Genomic DNA, 17,124 nt, shown 5'->3' with positions numbered 1-17,124 from the left:
GAACAATAAAAAAGGCCCCGGATGTTCTCCGGGGCCTTTCAGTTGGAGGAGCCTGCTGCGATCAGGCCCTTCGGGTCGCATCGTGTTCCGGCGGACCGCGAGATGATCCCGCTGCCCGCCGGACGCTGTTCAAGCTTCAGAAGCCGATCGACAGGCTCAGACGGCCACCATGGCTGTCGTAGCTGTCGGAGAAAGTGCCAGCATAGCCCGCCTCGAGTGCAAGGCGGCCCGAACGGTAACCGATGCTCGCACCCAGTTCCCATGCGCTCTTGTCGATCGGCAGGGCACCGATCAGCACGTCGCTGCCATTGTCGGCAAAGGCGATGCTCGCGGCGTTCTCCCGGTCGCCCCAGGCACGGCGGTAAGCAGCGTTGCCGCCCAGCGTCAGGCCACCGGCCATCCGGGCGTCGAACTTGCCGCCGATCCGGCCGAAGGTGACCGTGCGGTCGAGATCGGAGATGTCGAGCGCGGTGACGCCGCCGGTTTCGGTCAGGTCGTCCGCATCGAGGTTCACCGTGCTCAGGCCGACATAGGGACCGAAGGCCGCGGTCTCGCTACCGAACAGGTAACCGGCCTCGCCGAACACCTGCAGATAGTCGCCGTCGATTTCGCCAGCCAGGTTCTCGGAAATGGAGCCGAGCGAGGTGGTGCGAGCGATATTCGCATCGCTCCACCCCTTCTGGATACCGACTTCGCCGGAGAAACCGAGCGCCTGGCCGTAGCCGACGCGGGCCGACAGGACGGTGGTTTGCGCGTCCGAGACGCCCAGGTCGTCGGCATCGTGCCAGACCTTGCCGAGCCCGATCGAAGCCTGAAGCGGGCCATTTCCGTAGCCGAGGCCGCCTGCGACACCCTTCGACGACAATTCCGCATCGCGGTAGCCGCTGCCGGAACCGTCGACCTTGCCGAGCAGACCGTTGCCCCAGGCGAAGACGCCTTCGGCTGGTGCCGGACGCAGCTGGTCCCGCAGCATTTCCGCGGTTTCGACCATGGCGCCCAGATAGGCCGGGTAGGCTTCACCCGTGAGCGTCTCGAAGGCTGGCGAAACTTCGGCTGCCGTCAGCAGGAGCGCCTCGTTGTAGAGTACGCTGCCCACCGCCAGGTCCTCGATCAGGCCACCCACCGCCGACTGGTTGCCGGTCGCGCCGAAATCCGAGAAGGCGATATCGTTGCGGCGCAGGACCAGCGAGACTTCCGTCGCATCGTAGGCGAACTGCGGCGTCAGGAACGCGTAGTTCGTCGTGATGTCGCCGAAGGTACCCACCACGCTTCCCGCGGTCAGCACCGTGTATTCGGTGAACGGCGCGTAAGCGCCCTCTTCCGCCAGGATCGAAGCGGTGGCTCCGCCCAGCGTGGCGGTCCCTGTGACATTCACGAGGTCCGCTTCGCCCGCCGCGTTGACTTCGATCTCGAAGATCGAGGCCGCAGAGAGCGTAAGGTCGCCGACGACGGTCAGCGTGCCGATCGAATTGCCGGCACCGATCGTGCCGCCATCGACCACCACCGGTCCGACTTCGCCGTTCCCGCCGAGCGTACCGCCGGTGTTCACGAAGAAGTCGGCTTCGGTCATCGAGCCGTTCACCGACAGGGTGCCGCCGTTGATGATCGCATCGCCGGTGAAGGAGATGTCTCCTTCGAGCTTCAGGTCGCCCGTACCCTCGACGATGAACTCGCCCGAGCCGGTAATATCACCGAAGTAGCTGGTCGTGCCGGTCTGATCGACCGTCAGGCTGATGTCGCCCAGGATCAGCGTGCCACCCGTGCCGCTGAGCGAGGCAATCGTCTGCGCTCCGCCCTGGACCGAGGACAGGTCGAACACACCGCCCGAAACCTGCAGCTGCGTGTCCGCTGCGAGCGCGCCGGACAGCGCGACCGAGCCTGCATAGATCGTGGTCAGGCCGTCGAAGGCATACAGACCGTCGAACAGTATCCGGCCCTCGCCCAGCTTCTCGAACGAACCCGTCCCGCTGAAATCGCCGCTGAAGGTATAGTCGTCGCTGCGAGCGAAGACGAAGGTTCCGTCGTTGACGAGCGAGCCGGTGAAGTCGCCGGCCGTGTCGCCGTCGCCCAGCTGGAAGGTACCGTCGCCCGACGTGTACACGTTGTAGCCGTACTCGTCGGTCAGCAGCAGCGTGCCGTTCTCGACATAGGTGCCACCGGTGTAGGTGAGGCCGGAAGTGTCGTCGAACAGCACGATGGCCTCGCCCGACAGGACGACAGCGCCGGCCCCTTCGATCGACAGGCCGGTCAGTTCGCCCGGATCGGTGTCGGTGTCGAAATCGAGTTCGAGCGTGCCGTCGACCAGCACGTTCGGGGTCTCGATCGCGGTGTAGCCATCGACCTGGCGAACGACCAGGCGCGAGCCATCGTCGATCAGGACGTTGTCGTAGGCCGAGTTTCCGGTCTGCGCGATCCAGGTGCCGCTCGACAGGTTCAGCCGCTCGACATTGACCGTCTGCGCGACCTCGCCGACGCCTTCCGTGACGTCGTCGTTGAAGCCCAGTTCGAGCGAGTCGTATCCGTCGCCAAGGTCGATGAGACCTTCGACCACGGAGTTCTCCGTCAGTTCGACGATATCGCTGCCGCCCCGGGTGTAGATCGCCAGCCCGTCGGTGCCGATGATCGTCCCGTTGTTGAAGATGTAGGCATCGGGCGCCGGGGCGATAGCTCCGTCCGGATTTTCGAGAGTTTCGCCCAGCGCAGTCACTGCGACGCCGGCGAGGCCGCCGGTGATCGTACCGGAGTTCAGAACCCAGGCGCTGCCGCCCTGCGTCCAGCCCGTCTGCACGACGCCGGTGAGCGCGCCCGTCAGTTCGGCGCCCTCTGCCACGGTGGTCTGCGACACGGCGCCGACCTGGAGGATGGCCGAGGAATTCGCCGACGAGACACTTCCCGTCACCGTGGCCTCGCTCATCCCCTCGCCGGAGAAGAGGTACAGGCCGCGCGACTGGGTATCGATCGCGCCGTCCACGTCGACCGAAATGCCGCCCTGCGTGTTCACATAGACGCCGATCGCATCGGTACCGGTAGCCGTGATCGAGCCGGTGGTGATCGATGCCGTGCCGAACTGCCCGAAGGAAGACAGGACGTAACCGGCCTGCTGCGCGCTCGTGATGCTGTTGCTCGCGATCGAGACGCTGCCGTTGCTGTTCGAGCGCCCCCTGATGGCGAAGATGCCGGCTGGATCGGTGATTTCCACCGTGTCGCTGACGATCGAGACATTGTTTCCGCCCGTCGAGCTCGCGAAGATCCCGTATTCGTCGAGCGATACGGATCCGGAAGTGACCGACACATCTCCGGCACCGACCGCGTAGATGCCGCTCGCCCGGACGCCGTTTTCATCCAGAGCGATCGTGCCGGAAACCACGTCGACATTGCCGGTCTCGCTGATCGCATTGATCGCGGCTGCATCCGCTCCGCCCAGCAGGGTCGATCCCACGTCGACCGACACGTCGCCCGAGCTGTAGGCGTATACCGTGGCGCCGTAATCACCTGTATTCACCACGCTATCGGCAACTACCGACGCGCCCGCTCCGCCCAGCGCGACGATCGCGCTCGCGGCGTAGCCCGCGACGCTCGCGGTACCGACGGTGACATCGGCGAAACCGTTGACCGCATTTGCGAATACGCCGTCGGCCGTGTGGCCGTTGACGTAGCCGGTTCCGGTCGAAGTGACCGTATCGACCGCGATGGTGACGTTGCCGTTCTGGCTTATGCCATATGCACCGACGCCGGCATTGCCGCTCGCCGAGACATCGGTCCCGGTGAGGGTGACGTTGCCGTTTTCGGCTGCCCCGCGGAGCGAGACGCGATCGTCGCCCGAGTTGGAGACGGTGCCGACCGTGATATCGATGTTGCCATCACCGACCGCCGTGGCCGCGACGCCGTCACGGTCGGGAGCCGTGACCAGCGTTTCGGCAGCATTGATCGTGACGTTGCCGCCGCCGATCGACTGCGCGCTGATGCCCGCGGTAGGGTAGATGGAGCCCTGGAATTCATCGGATTCCAGCACGACCAGCGCACTGTCGATGACGATATCGCCGGTCGCCTGCACCTGGATACCGCTGGCGGTCGTACCCGAAGCGTTGATCTGGCCCGCGTTGGTGACGGTCGCAGTGCCGTTCACCGCGTTAGCCAGGATCGTGGCCGGGCCGCCTGACGAAGAAACGACAGCACCCTCGGCGACTTCGACCGCAACCGATCCGCCATTTGCATCTACCGAAGAGAGGCTCGTGTTGACAGCGCCGGTGAGTGAGACTGCCGTTTCGGCGTCATAGCCACCGCTTGCGAGGATGCCCTGCACGGCCTCCATGTCGCCGACTTCGATCGCGATCGAACCCGCCGAGTCGGCGTAGATACCCCGCCCGCCGGAAATAACCTCATCGACGTTCACGCTCGCAGATTCACCGGCCAAAATATACGCAGCGTAGCCACCGGGTCCGGAAGTAATGGTATTCGCGTCCAGGGTCGCGGTCGTCCCCGCGTTGATGTAGAGCATTGTGGTCTGACCGGAGGTGCCTGTGGCGGTATCGACGGTCACCGAGGTGGACGTACCCGACACGGCAATTATCGCCGATCCGTACTGCCCCGTGGTGCTGGCATTACCGGCTTCGATGGTCACGCTGCCCTGATTGGATACCGCGACGATGCCTTCGGGAAATATCTCCCCGGAGTCGATCCAGGTTTGCGAGTTGACCTCGACGTTGTCCGCTGTGATCGAGACATCGCCGGTGTCCGTAGTGGCGAAGACGCCGGCACCGCCGGGTGTGTCGACCGTGACCGTGCCGACGGAAATCGAGATGTCGCCTTCCACGCTGTCGATGTTCAGCGCTCGCACTTCCCCGTCGCCCGAAACCGTCACCGTATCGAACGCCACGTCGACCGGTCCGGAAGTGGAGGAAACGACGATCGCGTCTCCGATCTGACCGGCCGTCGACGTGCTGGTCACCGTACCGACGGATACCGACACGGCACCGGTCTGCGATTCGACCACGACGGCCGTCGGATCGCCGCTCGCGCTCGCCTCATCGACGACGATATCGCCATCGTCGAACACGACGATCGGCGCTGCAAGCACGGCTGGCGCAGCAAGGACCGACATCGCGGTGCCGGTAAGGAAACGCGCCGAACGCTTGCCGATGGAAAAGCTGGAAAACTGCATGAGACCCCCTGAGTACAAGAAATTCAAGACGGCCCGTCGGGACCGGCTCGTGACACTGCTTGACTGACAGCATCCGGGATCGAATTGCGGCATCCCCATTTGTGAAGATTTTTCGGTTTTTCATTAAGTTTCGGGGTTTTCTTCTCAATTGAGGCGGAATAGGTCATGGCATGGTCGCGAACAATCGAGACGCCTTGCCGGCGCAGGATGACGAGGAACGCCTGCGCGAATGGCTGATCGATTACGACCGCATCCTCGCCGAGCTTGACCGCGATCCCGACGGATTCGCCGCACGTTTCCACGACGAGGTCCTGCAGCACGATTTCACCCCGTCCGCGATCGTCGACCGGGTCGCGATGGCGATCGCGGTGCTGGACGTCGGCAAGCGGGGGACTCGGTTCGAGAGCGAAGGAGTCACCCAGGCCTTGCGAGAGGCGATCGACTGGGAACTGGCGGAATACGTGGCCCTGACCGGCAAGTCGCGCCTCCATGCAACCGAAGCTGATCGTTGGCCGGCGGTTGTCGCCTATGTCGCCCTGGCCGATGCCGAAGGGTGGGACCTGCCGGGCATACCTGCGGACGTTCTCGACGAACCACAAGGCGAACGGGTGATCTTCGTCGCGCAATCGGAAGCTGATTCAAACGCGATCGTATGGGCGTGCCAAGCCTACGCCATGACGGCGCTCGAAACCCGCGCGGTCGTCTCGGCACTGATGGTGCCGACCATGAAGGAGGCTGCCGAGCACGCCGGGATCTCGCACGACACGATGCGGCAGGCCATTTCCTCGGCCACTGCAAAGGCCGGCGCACGCAACTTCCCCGGGCTGGTGCAGACCATTTCGCTGCTTTCCATGGGGATCGATCCGGCCAGTCGCGACCGGGAAGCCGTCCTGATGGACCTCTGGGGCCTCACTCCCCGCCAGGCGGCAGTCGCGGCGCTGCTGGCCCAGGGGCTGAGCCGCCGCACCACCGCGCATGCACTCAGCATTTCCGAAGCGACGGTGAAGAAGGAAACGGAAATCGTCTTCGCGAACACGGCGGCGGAATCCGCAGCCGACCTGTCGCGACGTATCTCCGCCGCCTACGGAATGCATGTCATGGCCGGCGCGAGCGGCGGAAGAGTGAGCTGGGCCGACCGGACGATCGATCCGCTACGATTCATTTCGCGGCGCGACGGCTCGCGCATCGCCATCTCCGATTACGGCCCGCGCGGTGGCCGGCCCGTCCTCATCGTGCATTCGTCGATGACTGCACGCCATCCGCCGCGCGGCCTGGTGAGGGAACTGGCCGAGCGCGGTTACCGGCCGATCACGATCGACCGGCCGGGATATGGGCTGACCGAGATCGAAGCGGTGTCCGATCCGGCGCTGTCGCAAGATCCCTTCGGCCCGGCTGCGCGTGACATGGCGACCGTCATGGACGCGCTGCGGATCGACAGGCTCGACATCATTGCTCGCGGCGGCGCACAGGCGGTACTCGCGTTCGGGGCGCTGTTTCCGGAGCGTGTCGGCTCGGTGGTGCTGGTCAATCCCGACGCGCCGAGCAAGCGCGACGACCACCGGGTCGGACCGATCGGGGCGTTCAAGGAATTCTACCTCAGGAATCCGTGGCTGATCGCGACGGCGGGCCATTTCCTCGCGCGCCAGCTAAACCGCAGGACTGCCGAGAACATGATGCGCCGGTCGATGCAGCAAAGTCCGCCCGACCTGGCGCTGCTCGACAACCCCGAAGTCGTCGACGATTACTATCGCGCATTGCGGCCGTTCGGCGCGGGCAAGCTGCAGGGTTACGTGCGCGAGCAGACCTATTTCGCGACCCGGCCCACCGATGCCTACCGACCCGACAGCCACGGCTGGAAGGTGCTGATCAGCGGTCACGACACTTTCAGCGATCCGCAGGACATGCTCGACTACTGGAGCGCGCTTTTGCCCGATGCCTCGGTCGATATGGTGCCGCACGGCGGGCGACTGCTCGCCTATGCCGAACCCGGGCTGATCGTCGAAGCACTCGAGGCCTGTCGGCGCGACGATTGATCGGCGCGACCGCTCAGGTGGCCTCGTCCCGCCGATGTACTGCGACGACGGCCCCGCCAAATCCCGCGCCGGTCATGCGCGCCCCGCCACCTTCGCCGATTTCCTTTTGCAGTCGTTCGACGATCGCGTCGACCACCGGGTGACTCACTTCGAAGTCGTCCCGCAGCGAAGCATGGCTTGCATTCAGCAATGCTCCGAAGCTGGCGATGTCACCGCGATCGAGCGCCTCGGCAGCCTGGCGCGTGCGTTCGATCTCGCTCACGACGTGGCGGGCGCGCGATGCCGCCGGTTCCGGCAGGCTGGCCGCGGAAAACTGCTCCGGGTTCACGTCGCGCAGGCTCGCCACACCCAGCTTCTCGCAAGCCTGTTCGCACTGCTGGCGGCGGGCGTTGTATTCGCCGTCAACAAGACCGCGCGTCACGCCGGACTGGACGATCCGAAACGTCCAAGCATCGGGAAAGCGGATGTGGCGATAGCCGAGATCCCGGCAATCGAGGAACAGCGCGTGATCGGGCTTGCCCGCCGCGATTGCCATCTGGTCCATGATTCCGCAGGCGACACCGGCAAACTCGTGCTCCACGCGCTGCGCGAGGCGCGCCATGGTTTCGGCATCGAGCCTTGTGCCGCTGGCGCTTTCGAGCGCCCTGCCCACCGCGATGCACAGCGATGCGGAAGATGAAAGGCCACATCCGCGCGGCAGATCCCCCGCGATCGCCAGCCGAAGCGGTGCGGTCGATGACGGCCACAGCTCGATCATGCCGCGCACGTAGGACTGCCAGCTCCCGGCAATACCGGGGCCTGCATCTGCGAGAAGGGAGCTGTCGGTTTCATCGAGATCGGCGGCATGAACCTCCACGCCGTTGCCCACCGCGCCCGGCCCCCAGGCAACCCATGTGCCCTGCGTCAGCGGCATCGGGAGCACCAGCCCGTCATTGTAGTCGACGTGTTCGCCGATCAAATTGACCCGCCCGGGTGCGAAGACCAGGCCTTCGGCTTCGGCACCGAATTGAGCCCGGAACGCTTCCCGCGCCCGGTCGGAAGCAAGCATCACATCAATCTCCGCAAGCGCTCGGCGGCCGCCTCGGGCGTCAGGTCGCGCTGGGTTTCCGCCAGCAGTTCGAAGCCCACCATGTGCTTGCGGATTTCGGCCGATCGCAGCAGCGGCGGGTAGAAATGGGCGTGCAACCGCCAGTGTGCGCAGTCTTCGCCGAGCGCATGGGGCGCCCCGTGCCAGCCCATCGAATAGGGAAAGTCGGTGAGGAACAGCCTGTCATAGGCGGTCAGCACGCGGCCCAGGATGGCGGCAAGGGCATCGCGCGCATCGTAGGTAAGCTCTTCGAGACGGCGTACATCATCCCGCGCGATCAGCAGCACTTCGAAGGGCCAGGCCGCCCAGTGCGGGACCACTGCCTGCCAGTGAGCATTGCTCGCGACGATGCGTTCGCTCGCCTCGTCCTCGGCCGCGATGACATTTGCGAGCAGCGAGCCGTCGGCCTTGCGCTGGCAGGCGTCCTCCCGCTCGACCAGCGTCGGCACGTAATCGCTCGCCCAGACCTGCCCGTGCGGATGCGGAGAGGAAGCGCCCATCATCGCGCCCTTGTTCTCGAAGATCTGCACGTGGTCCCAGCGCGCGCCGAGTTCAGCGGAGAGCCGACACCACTCCTCGATCACGGCACGGCGCTGGGGATCCTCCATCCCGGCAAGCGTCGCGGAATGGTCGGGCGAATAGCAGATCACCCGCGCCTCGCCCCGTGCGGGCATTTCCTGGAAGAACCCGCCGGGCTCGACCGGGGAAGTTTCACGCGCTTCCAGCGCCGGAAAGTCGTTCGCGAACGTGAAAACCGCGTCGTAGGCGGGATTGTGCTGTCCCCCGGACCGCAGATTTCCCGGACACAGGTAGCAATCCGGATCGTGCGATGCCCTTGCGGCCGCAGCCGTGCTCTTTCGCTCCCCCTGCCAGGGCCGGTTCATGCGCTGGGGGCTGACCAGCACCCATTCGCCGGTCAGCAGGTTCTTGCGGCGATGGGGCGGATCGAGACTCACGACGCTTTCTCCAGATGATAGATCAAGGCGCTTTCGGCGGAGAGCGAGGGCACCGGCAAGCCGTTGTGAGCCAGCCAGCTGCCGGTAAACACGGCTGGTTCCTCGCGCATGGCGGCGATTGCCGCGCCGGGCCGCGGCGTCATCATGGTCGTCGTCCCGGCATGGCGCAGAAGTCGCACCGACCAGTGACCACCGTCGGCGAAGGGCAGGCGAAGCGGTTGCGCGCGCCGATCTGACCCGTGATCGCGGCGCACGACCCACAAGAGCAATTCGCGTTCGTTGCCCTGGGCCTGCCACACGATTCCGTCGCCGCCCTCGCCCAGCCATGAGCGACCGCCATGGATCACCGGACGCCAGCGCTTGTAGAAGCCGACCCACCGGCGAAGCTCGTCGCGATCGCCCGTAGACAGGCTGCGCGGATCGAGCTCGATCCCGAAGTGACCCTGGCAGGCGATGGCAGCGCGGAAATTCAGCGGCTGCGATCGTCCGGTCGAGTGGGCGGGACGTGCACCGACGTGCGTGCCCATCAGTTCCGGCGGCATGAAGGCGAGAAACCCGCGCTGGATCGAAACGCGCGCCACGGCATCGAGATTGTCACTGGTCCAGAAGCGATGGACGTAGGCCGCGATTCCCGCATCGATCCTGCCGCCGCCCGCCGCGCAGCTTTCGATCTCGACCCCGGGATGCGCCAGCCTCAGCCGGTCGAGCAGTGCGTAAATTCCCCGGACCTGCTCCGCGCCGCCCGTGGGCATGTGCTCGCGGTTGTGGTCCCACTTGAGATATTCGATCGGTATTTCACGCAGCAACGCGTCGATCCGGTCGAACAGGTAGTCGCGCACTTCCGCTCGGCGCATGTCCAGCACCAGCTGGTTGCGCGCCGTGGGACTGGCCCTGCCCTCCAGCGAGAGAGCCCAGTCGGGTTGCGCGCGATGGAGATCGCTGTCCGGATTGACCATTTCCGGCTCGACCCACACGCCGAAGCCCAGGCCCATGGCCCGGATCTCCTCGGCCAGCGGTGCAAGGCCTTCGGGATATTTTTCCGGGTCCGCGTTCCAGTCGCCCAGGGCCGCCCGATCGTCGTTACGCCCCTTGAACCAGCCATCATCGAGCACGAAGCGTTCCGCGCCGATGTCGGCGGCGGCCTGCGCCAGTTCGACGATGCGCCTTCGGTCATGCGCGAAATAGCACGCTTCCCAGCTGTTGAGATGCACCGGGCGCGGATTTGCCGATCCCCCTGGCCAGTCGATCCGCTCTCGCACGGCACCGTGCATCTGGGCCATTGCTCCGTTACGACCGGCAGTGGAAAGGGCGAGAAGCACCGGCGGAGCGGCCAGGCTTGCGCCCGGTCCGAGCACCAGTTCGCCCGGCTGCATTGCGGCTTCTGCCGCACAGGTCCAGAACCCCTCGTCATCGCGCTCGATCGCCAGCCGCGCATCGCCCGACCAAGCGAGCTGTAACGCCACCGCGAAGCCCGAATGCCAGCCGGTGGCCTCTCCCATGACATAGCATCCGCATGGCCCGCCATGGCCGGGCAGGCCGCGCCGCGTCTCGCGTATCCAGGCGTGCTCCGGCATCGCCTCGCGGCACTCGGCGAACTCCGCGCCGTACACGCCGCGGAACGACACGATCTCGCGCATGCCGCTAGCGAGCGGAAAGACCAGGCTCGCGAGGCGGATCAGCGTCAGCGGCGCTCCGGACCGGTTCTCGATCCGGGTCTGCGCCTGCAGTCCGCCGCCACCGGTCGGACGAAAGGCGATGGCGACCGCGATCCCCGCAGACCCGTCAAGCAGCTCTATCTCGAGCGCGTTGCCGTCATGTGCAACTGCCGTTTCGTCGAAATCGAGGGTGATTGCCCGGCCGTCCTCGCCGACGGCCTCGAGCGCTGGCGGACCGAACCAGCCTTCTGCAGCCACCGGGAATAGTGGCATCGCGAAATCGCCCTGCAGCGAGAAATGTGCGGGCGCACGAAGGTCCTCGAGCCTGGGCAGATCTCCCGGATCGACCCGCGGTCCGAAATGCCGCCAGACGGGTTGTCGACCGTCGCGCCGTTCGAGGACGAGGCTCCATTCCTCGCCGTGCAACTGGATGAGCGGCGCAGCCTTCATGGGTCAGTCCGCTGCCGGCCGCATCGCCTCGTCGCCGCGAAACAGCGCAAGGCCGATGAACTCGGCCCGCCGGCCCAGCACCAGCCGGTTGAAGCCGAGCGCCGCCAGCACCGATGTCACCAGCGTTATGACCATGAAATCGATGTAATGCATCGCGATCAAGCCGGAGGGTTCGAACCAGAAGGTGTACGCACCGTAGAGCGCAACGCCCCACACCACTCCCACGATCGCAGAAGTGGCAGCGACGTTGCGGAACAGCAGCGCCGCAATGAACGCGGACAGGATCGGCATGGAGGACAGGCCATTCAACTGCTGCAGCAGGTTGATGATGCTCTCCGCATTCTGGAACACCGGCACCATCGCGATCGCGACGACCGTCACAAGTGCCGACATGACTGCCGCCAGCCGCCAGTGGTTGGTGACATGGCCGACATAGCGTTCGTGGAAATCGACGGAATAGAGCGCGATCGTGGAATTGAGCACGGCGCTGAATGTGGTGATGACGGCGGCAGCCACCATCGCTGCGAAGGCCCCCGAGAGCCAACCGGGCAACACCTCTGCGACGAGCCTGCCATAGGCCACGTCGCCGATGTCGCCGAACAGCTTGTAGGCGACTACGCCCGGTATCACGACGATCGGCGGGACGATCAGGATGCGGACTGCGGCTGCGGCGAAGACGCCCTTCTGTGCCTCGCGCACGGTCGGCGCGGCCATCGCCTTTTGCGTGATGTTCTGGTTGGTCGACCAGTAAAAGATCTGGATGAAGGCCATGCCCGTGAACAGCGTGTGGAACGGGATCGGGCTGTCCGCCGCGCCGACCATGCTCAGCCGTTCGGGCGGCACGCCGGTCACGATGTCGAAGTCGACCGCCGCGAGCGCGAGGAAGACGATCACCAGCGCGAGGAACAGGATTCCGATCCCGGCGAAGGTGTCCATTACCGCGACGGCCCGCAGGCCGCCGAAGATGGTGTAGGCCGCGCCGATCAGCGCCAGCGTAATGGCGAAGACCATCAGCGGAACGGCGTCACCGAACAGCGACTGCAGGAACAGTCCCCCCGAATAAAGCGCCGCCGGCAGGTAGATCAGCAAATTGCCGGCAATGAAAATGGCCGAGATCAGCGTGCGGATCGAACGTCCGTCATAGCGCCGCTCGAGCAACTCGGTCACCGTCGTGCAATTGTAGCGATAGTAGACCGGCACGAAAACGAACGCGATTGCCATCAGTCCCACGAACCCGGCAATCTCCCACCATGCGAGCAACAGCATCTGGTTGCCGTTCATGCCGACCAGCTGATCGGTCGAGAGGTTGGTGAGCGTGATCGCCCCGGCCACAAATAGCCAGCTGAGGCCCTTCCCCGCGAGATAGACGTCCTGCTCGCTACCGTCGTGCTTTGCCTTGCGGACTTTCCACCAGGTCAGCAGGCCGACCAGCGCGGTCAGCCCGGCGAAGACCCCGATCTGCAACGCACTCCCGATGGCGCCGGTATTCTCCATCGCAGCTCCCCTCTCTCCGCAAGCGCCATATCGCCGCCAAACGGGCTTGGCGAGTGTGCCGCGCGTTCCGCCTTGTCGATAGTTGCGATTGACGGGCAAAGGTTTTGCAAGGATTGCGGCGCTTCGAGAGGGAGGATCTTCGACGATGCGGCTTGGGGTCTGTTATTATCCGGAGCACTGGCCGCAGCACATGTGGCCCCGCGATGCCAAGCGGATGGCCGAGCTCGGTCTCTCGCGCGTGCGGATCGGCGAATTCGCCTGGAGCAGGATCGAGCCGGAACCCGGCAGGTTCGACTGGGACTGGCTCGACCAAGCGATCGATAAGCTGCACGAGGCAGGCCTCGGCATCATTCTCGGCACACCTACCGCCACACCGCCCAAGTGGCTCGTCGACCGGATGCCGGACATGATCGCGCTCGATGCGCAGGGCAGGCCGCGCGGCTTCGGTTCGCGGCGGCATTATTGCTTCAGTCACGACGGCTATCGCGAGGAAGCGGCGCGGATCACCCGCGCCGTGGCCGATCGCTATGGCAGGCACAAAGGCGTGGTCGGCTGGCAGACCGACAACGAATACGGCTGCCACGACACGGTCCAGAGTTTCTCGACCGCGGCGCGCGATGCGTTCCGGTCGTGGCTCGCCGAGCGCTACGGCTCGATCGATGCGCTTAACGAAGCATGGGGCAATGTCTTCTGGTCGATGGAGGCGCGCTCGTTCGAAGAGATCGAGTTGCCGAACCTGACCGTGACCGAAGCGAACCCGGCGCATTGGCTCGCCTTCCGGCGTTTCTCCTCCGACCAGGTGGTGCGATTCAACAGGGTGCAAGTGGACATACTGCGCGCGCTGTCGCCGGGACGCGACATCATGCACAATGCAATGGGGTTCTACACCGGCTACGACCATCACGACCTTGCCGCAGATCTCGACGTGCTGGGGTGGGACAGCTATCCGCTCGGCTTCCTCGAGATGTTCCGCTTCTCGGACGAGGAAAAACTCGCCTTTGCGCGTAGCGGGCACCCGGACATCGCCGCTTTCCACCACGACCTTTATCGCGGCTGCGCGGCCGGACGCGGCGCGGAAGGTCGCTGGTCGGTCCTCGAACAGCAGCCGGGTCCGGTGAACTGGGCGCGGCACAACCCGGCCCCCCTGCCCGGGATGGTCCGCTTGTGGACGCTCGAGGCATTGGCTCATGGCGCGGAGTTGGTCAGCTACTTCCGCTGGCGCCAGTTTCCCAAGGCACAGGAACAGATGCATGCCGGCCTGCTGCGCCCGGACGACGCGTCTGCACCGGCGTTCGCCGAGGTCGAGCAGGTCGCCACGGAACTCGATGCATGGGCCGAACCGGGTCCGGGCGTGAAGCACGCGGCCATCGTCTTTTCCTATCCGGCCGAATGGATGACGCAGATCCAGCCGCAGGGCGAAGGCTGCTCGGCCCTGTGGGCGGCATTCCGCAGTTATGAGGCGCTGCGCAGACAGGGCCTCAATGTCGACATCCTCGCGCCCGACGCGCCGCTCGACGGCTATCGCCTGATCGTGGTCCCGTGCCTGCCGATCGTGCCTGACGATCTGGCCGATCGCCTGGCAAGCTCGGCCTCGCAGGTCATCATCGGCCCGCGCTCGGGCAGCCGCGACGCGGATTTCGCCATACCGGAGGGCCTGCCACCCGGCCCCTTGGCCGATCTGGTCGGCGGGCGCGTGGTCTTGAGCGAGACGCTCCGGCCCGGCCTTTTTCACAACGGCGCAGGTTGGAACGTGACGCGCTGGCTCGAACGGCTGGAAGGCGATGCGGAGGCCGAACTGGTTTGCGACGACGGCACGATTGCCTGCTGGCGCAACGGGCGGGTGCGCTATTGCGCCGCCTGGCCGGAAGGTCAGCTCATCCAAACGATCGTCGGCCGCGCCGCTGCTGACGCGGGCTTGCCCGTCGACCTGCTGCCCGAAGGACGTCGCCGCAGAACCTGCGAGCGTCTCACTTTCGAATTCGAATACCTGGCCGGCGGGGTGTCGGTCAGCGCAACGGCCTGACGTGGCTGTTCAGGGGCAATCGGTCTTGTGGATCCAGTCGTGCCCGCGGTTTATATTCCAGCCCTTCCCGCCAAGTTTCTCGCTCGCGCCGTCGAGTTGCGCAACCGAGAGCGTCGGTCCGCCGCTACCCGTTTCGAGGTAGAGCACTGCGTCGCTGCTGCAGTTGAAGCGATATCCGTAGCCGACGCCGGAAAAGCTCCGGAATTGCTCGCTGCCATCCTCGAGGCTGAAGAACCGTGGCACACCGGCGGTATTTGTTACCAGCAGGGGCGGGCTGCTTCCGTGCGACGGGCCGACATCGTCGAAGCCCGTGACCTCGTGATTGAGGGGGCCGGATGGGGCAGAACCGCTCCCCAATTCATGCACGTAGACCCGGTCGTCCACGACGCCGATTTCCTTCGCCGAGATGACCACGTGGTTGTTGCTGTCGGGATGGAAGTGAACGTAGTTGAGCTTCCATTGCGTGAAGACGCTATCGGAGGAGACGGTCGCGCAATCGCGATCGACCGGGTTGATCTCGCAAACCGACACGACCACCTTGTTGTTCTCGGCAATTTCCAGGAAGGCCATGCGCTTGCCATCGGGCGAGAACGAAGGCGGACCCAGCCCCCTGGGATTGGCATAGGCGAGATCGACGCTCGACACCGTGAATGTGGGGTCGGCCGACCACGATTGCAGGTAGATCGCGTTGTCGTTGAAGTAGGCGATCAGGGCGGCAGAGTCCGGAGACAAGTCGATCGCCTGGATTGAAGGCGCTTCGTGCGCGACCACCTCGATTGATCCGTCGCGGTTCTTGAGAATGAACTGGTCGGTCTTGTTGCGTCCCCCGATCCTGACGCCTCCGAATTCCGGCTGGAATGTCGCAGTCGGATCGGTTCCGCCGTTTCCGCCACCCTTGCCCCCGCCGCCTTTGTCCGGCGGCGGCGCGGCCAGCGCCAAAGTCGATACGGTGACGCAAATCAATGCGCCCATTTTCTGAAGGTGTTTCATTGGATTGCCCCGCTGGCAGGATGCTGTCCATCCCGCTTCAGTCGCAACCCGGCACGAGAGGCATACCATAGATGCGTGGATGCAGCAAAACCGGGCCGGCACGTGGGAGCTTCGCAGGCCGGCGCGGAGGAAGTTTGTTCGGGGATGCAAGTGGCGGTGCTGTCAGTCTAACGCTAACTGCTCTCCACTTGGCAGAGCTTGCCCTTTCCACACGTTGGTTCAGGCCATGAGGTTTTGCCACTCAGCCAGGGCGGCTGAGCGGCTTGCTTTGTAAGTCTGTCTATCGGTGAGATGGCGGTCTTAGTTGAAGTGGTTGTGGACGTTGGCATGAACTGAGGCGAACTTCTGTAACGACTTCATCTGCCGAAATCGTTGCATGGCGCGCTCTCTTCGTCGGAACGGCAAGTGCGAATTCTCAACCCGATTGTTGAGCCAACGGCCCATCTTGCGGCGATCGTCAATTCCCAGATCGCGCATCGCTGCGGGGTATGATCTCAGGCCATCTGTGACGATCGCTTCGACCTTGCCGTGGCGTTTCAAGGTCTTCTTGAAGAACCGCAAGGTCGCAGATTTGTCGCGTTTCTTGGTGACATAGCTTTCCAAGATCTCACCTTCGTGATCGACCGCCCGCCAAAGGTAATGGGTTTCGCCGTTGATCTGCACGAAGACCTCATCGACATGCCAGCGCCAGTTTCGGAAACCGCGCATCCGACTGATGCGCTGGCGCTTGATGTCTGCTGCAAACATAGGGCCAAATCTGTTCCACCAGATCCGAACCGTCTCGTGACAGATGTCGATCCCGCGTTCGGCCAGCAGGTCTTTGACATTCCGCAGGCTCAGCGGAAAGCGCACGTACATCATCACAACCAAGCGAATAACCTCAGGCGATGAGTTGAAATAGCGAAAGGGACTAGCTTGTTTCTTGGGTCTGGGCATGTGCCCTGCCTACCCAATTGGCACTGGCTTTCAACTCGGTGAATTTAGTCTGACAACATCAAATTTGCCCTTCCGCAAATGACTGAGTAGTGGACTTACGCCGACGTATTTTTGCGAGGTGCGCAAACGTCGCGTGTTTAACGCATCCAATTTCAAGCGGGTTGGTATCAGGACAGGGATCAACTCAATGACCAAAGCGAAGAGTTCTGCGGATCGCAAAGCAACCAGCCCTGCAAAAGTTAGAGAGCCCTTGGCACGACGCTGACCTGCCCCATTAGGGTGGTCCACCGGTTAAGTTAGAGTTCCGGCGGTTGTTGTCGCCCTGCTGGGCGGCCTGAA

The 17,124-nt window shown here is 64.5% G+C and carries 8 protein-coding genes and 1 pseudogene; 2 read left to right on the top strand and 7 right to left on the bottom strand.

Going from position 1 to position 17,124, the window contains the following annotated elements; all coding sequences use genetic code 11:
* Positions 1 to 136: 136 nt before the first annotated feature.
* A complete protein-coding gene (locus GRI48_RS13595; protein ID WP_160677439.1) occupies positions 137 to 5,161 on the bottom strand; it encodes a beta strand repeat-containing protein in 5,025 nt (1,674 codons plus the stop codon).
* Positions 5,162 to 5,331: 170 nt separating this feature from the next.
* On the opposite strand from GRI48_RS13595, the gene GRI48_RS13590 reads away from it, so the two are divergent.
* Positions 5,332 to 7,194, top strand: coding sequence for an alpha/beta fold hydrolase (locus GRI48_RS13590; protein ID WP_160677437.1), 1,863 nt, complete (start codon positions 5,332 to 5,334; stop codon positions 7,192 to 7,194).
* Between the two features lie 13 nt (positions 7,195 to 7,207).
* Here GRI48_RS13590 and galK read toward each other — a convergent pair whose 3' ends face one another.
* Genes galK through GRI48_RS13570 form a run of 4 tightly spaced genes read right to left on the bottom strand, consistent with a single transcriptional unit; the run spans position 7,208 to position 12,836 of the window.
* Positions 7,208 to 8,242 carry a galactokinase gene (galK, locus tag GRI48_RS13585; protein ID WP_160677434.1) on the bottom strand — a complete coding sequence of 345 codons (1,035 nt, stop codon included), beginning with the start codon at positions 8,240 to 8,242 and terminating at the stop codon, positions 7,208 to 7,210.
* Positions 8,242 to 9,237, bottom strand: a complete 996-nt coding sequence (locus GRI48_RS13580; protein ID WP_337190841.1) for a UDP-glucose--hexose-1-phosphate uridylyltransferase — start codon at positions 9,235 to 9,237, stop codon at positions 8,242 to 8,244. Before GRI48_RS13580 ends, galK begins: the two co-directional genes overlap by 1 nt.
* Positions 9,234 to 11,342, bottom strand: a complete 2,109-nt coding sequence (locus tag GRI48_RS13575) for an alpha-galactosidase (protein ID WP_160677428.1) — start codon at positions 11,340 to 11,342, stop codon at positions 9,234 to 9,236. The genes GRI48_RS13580 and GRI48_RS13575 overlap by 4 nt, the downstream gene beginning before the upstream one ends.
* A gap of 3 nt (positions 11,343 to 11,345) precedes the next feature.
* The gene (locus GRI48_RS13570; protein WP_160677425.1) at positions 11,346 to 12,836 is read right to left on the bottom strand and encodes a sodium:solute symporter family transporter; all 1,491 of its coding nucleotides are present in this window, start codon (positions 12,834 to 12,836) and stop codon (positions 11,346 to 11,348) included.
* A 145-nt stretch (positions 12,837 to 12,981) separates the two neighbouring features.
* On the opposite strand from GRI48_RS13570, the gene GRI48_RS13565 reads away from it, so the two are divergent.
* Positions 12,982 to 14,859, top strand: a complete 1,878-nt coding sequence (locus tag GRI48_RS13565; protein WP_160677422.1) for a beta-galactosidase — start codon at positions 12,982 to 12,984, stop codon at positions 14,857 to 14,859.
* Between the two features lie 9 nt (positions 14,860 to 14,868).
* On the opposite strand, the gene GRI48_RS13560 is transcribed toward GRI48_RS13565, so the two are convergent.
* A complete protein-coding gene (locus tag GRI48_RS13560; protein WP_160677419.1) occupies positions 14,869 to 15,831 on the bottom strand; it encodes a beta-propeller domain-containing protein in 963 nt (320 codons plus the stop codon).
* Positions 15,832 to 16,068: 237 nt separating this feature from the next.
* A pseudogene (locus GRI48_RS13555) lies at positions 16,069 to 16,785 on the bottom strand (IS6 family transposase).
* Positions 16,786 to 17,124 lie beyond the last annotated feature (339 nt).

Source organism: Qipengyuania oceanensis, assembly GCF_009827535.1.
In the GTDB taxonomy this organism is placed as follows: domain Bacteria; phylum Pseudomonadota; class Alphaproteobacteria; order Sphingomonadales; family Sphingomonadaceae; genus Qipengyuania_C; species Qipengyuania_C oceanensis.
Note: the sequence above shows the minus strand (reverse complement) of the source record. Positions and strands in the feature narration are given on the sequence as shown.

Bases quoted from the DNA above. Each gene is read 5' to 3' on its own strand.
- GRI48_RS13570 (WP_160677425.1), bottom strand. From the start codon at position 12,836: ATGGAGAATACCGGCGCCATCGGGAGTGCGTTGCAGATCGGGGTCTTC.
- GRI48_RS13560 (WP_160677419.1), bottom strand. From the start codon at position 15,831: ATGGGCGCATTGATTTGCGTCACCGTATCGACTTTGGCGCTGGCCGCG.
- GRI48_RS13595 (WP_160677439.1), bottom strand. From the start codon at position 5,161: ATGCAGTTTTCCAGCTTTTCCATCGGCAAGCGTTCGGCGCGTTTCCTT.
- GRI48_RS13590 (WP_160677437.1), top strand. From the start codon at position 5,332: ATGGTCGCGAACAATCGAGACGCCTTGCCGGCGCAGGATGACGAGGAA.
- GRI48_RS13565 (WP_160677422.1), top strand. From the start codon at position 12,982: ATGCGGCTTGGGGTCTGTTATTATCCGGAGCACTGGCCGCAGCACATG.
- GRI48_RS13575 (WP_160677428.1), bottom strand. From the start codon at position 11,342: ATGAAGGCTGCGCCGCTCATCCAGTTGCACGGCGAGGAATGGAGCCTC.
- galK (WP_160677434.1), bottom strand. From the start codon at position 8,242: ATGCTTGCTTCCGACCGGGCGCGGGAAGCGTTCCGGGCTCAATTCGGT.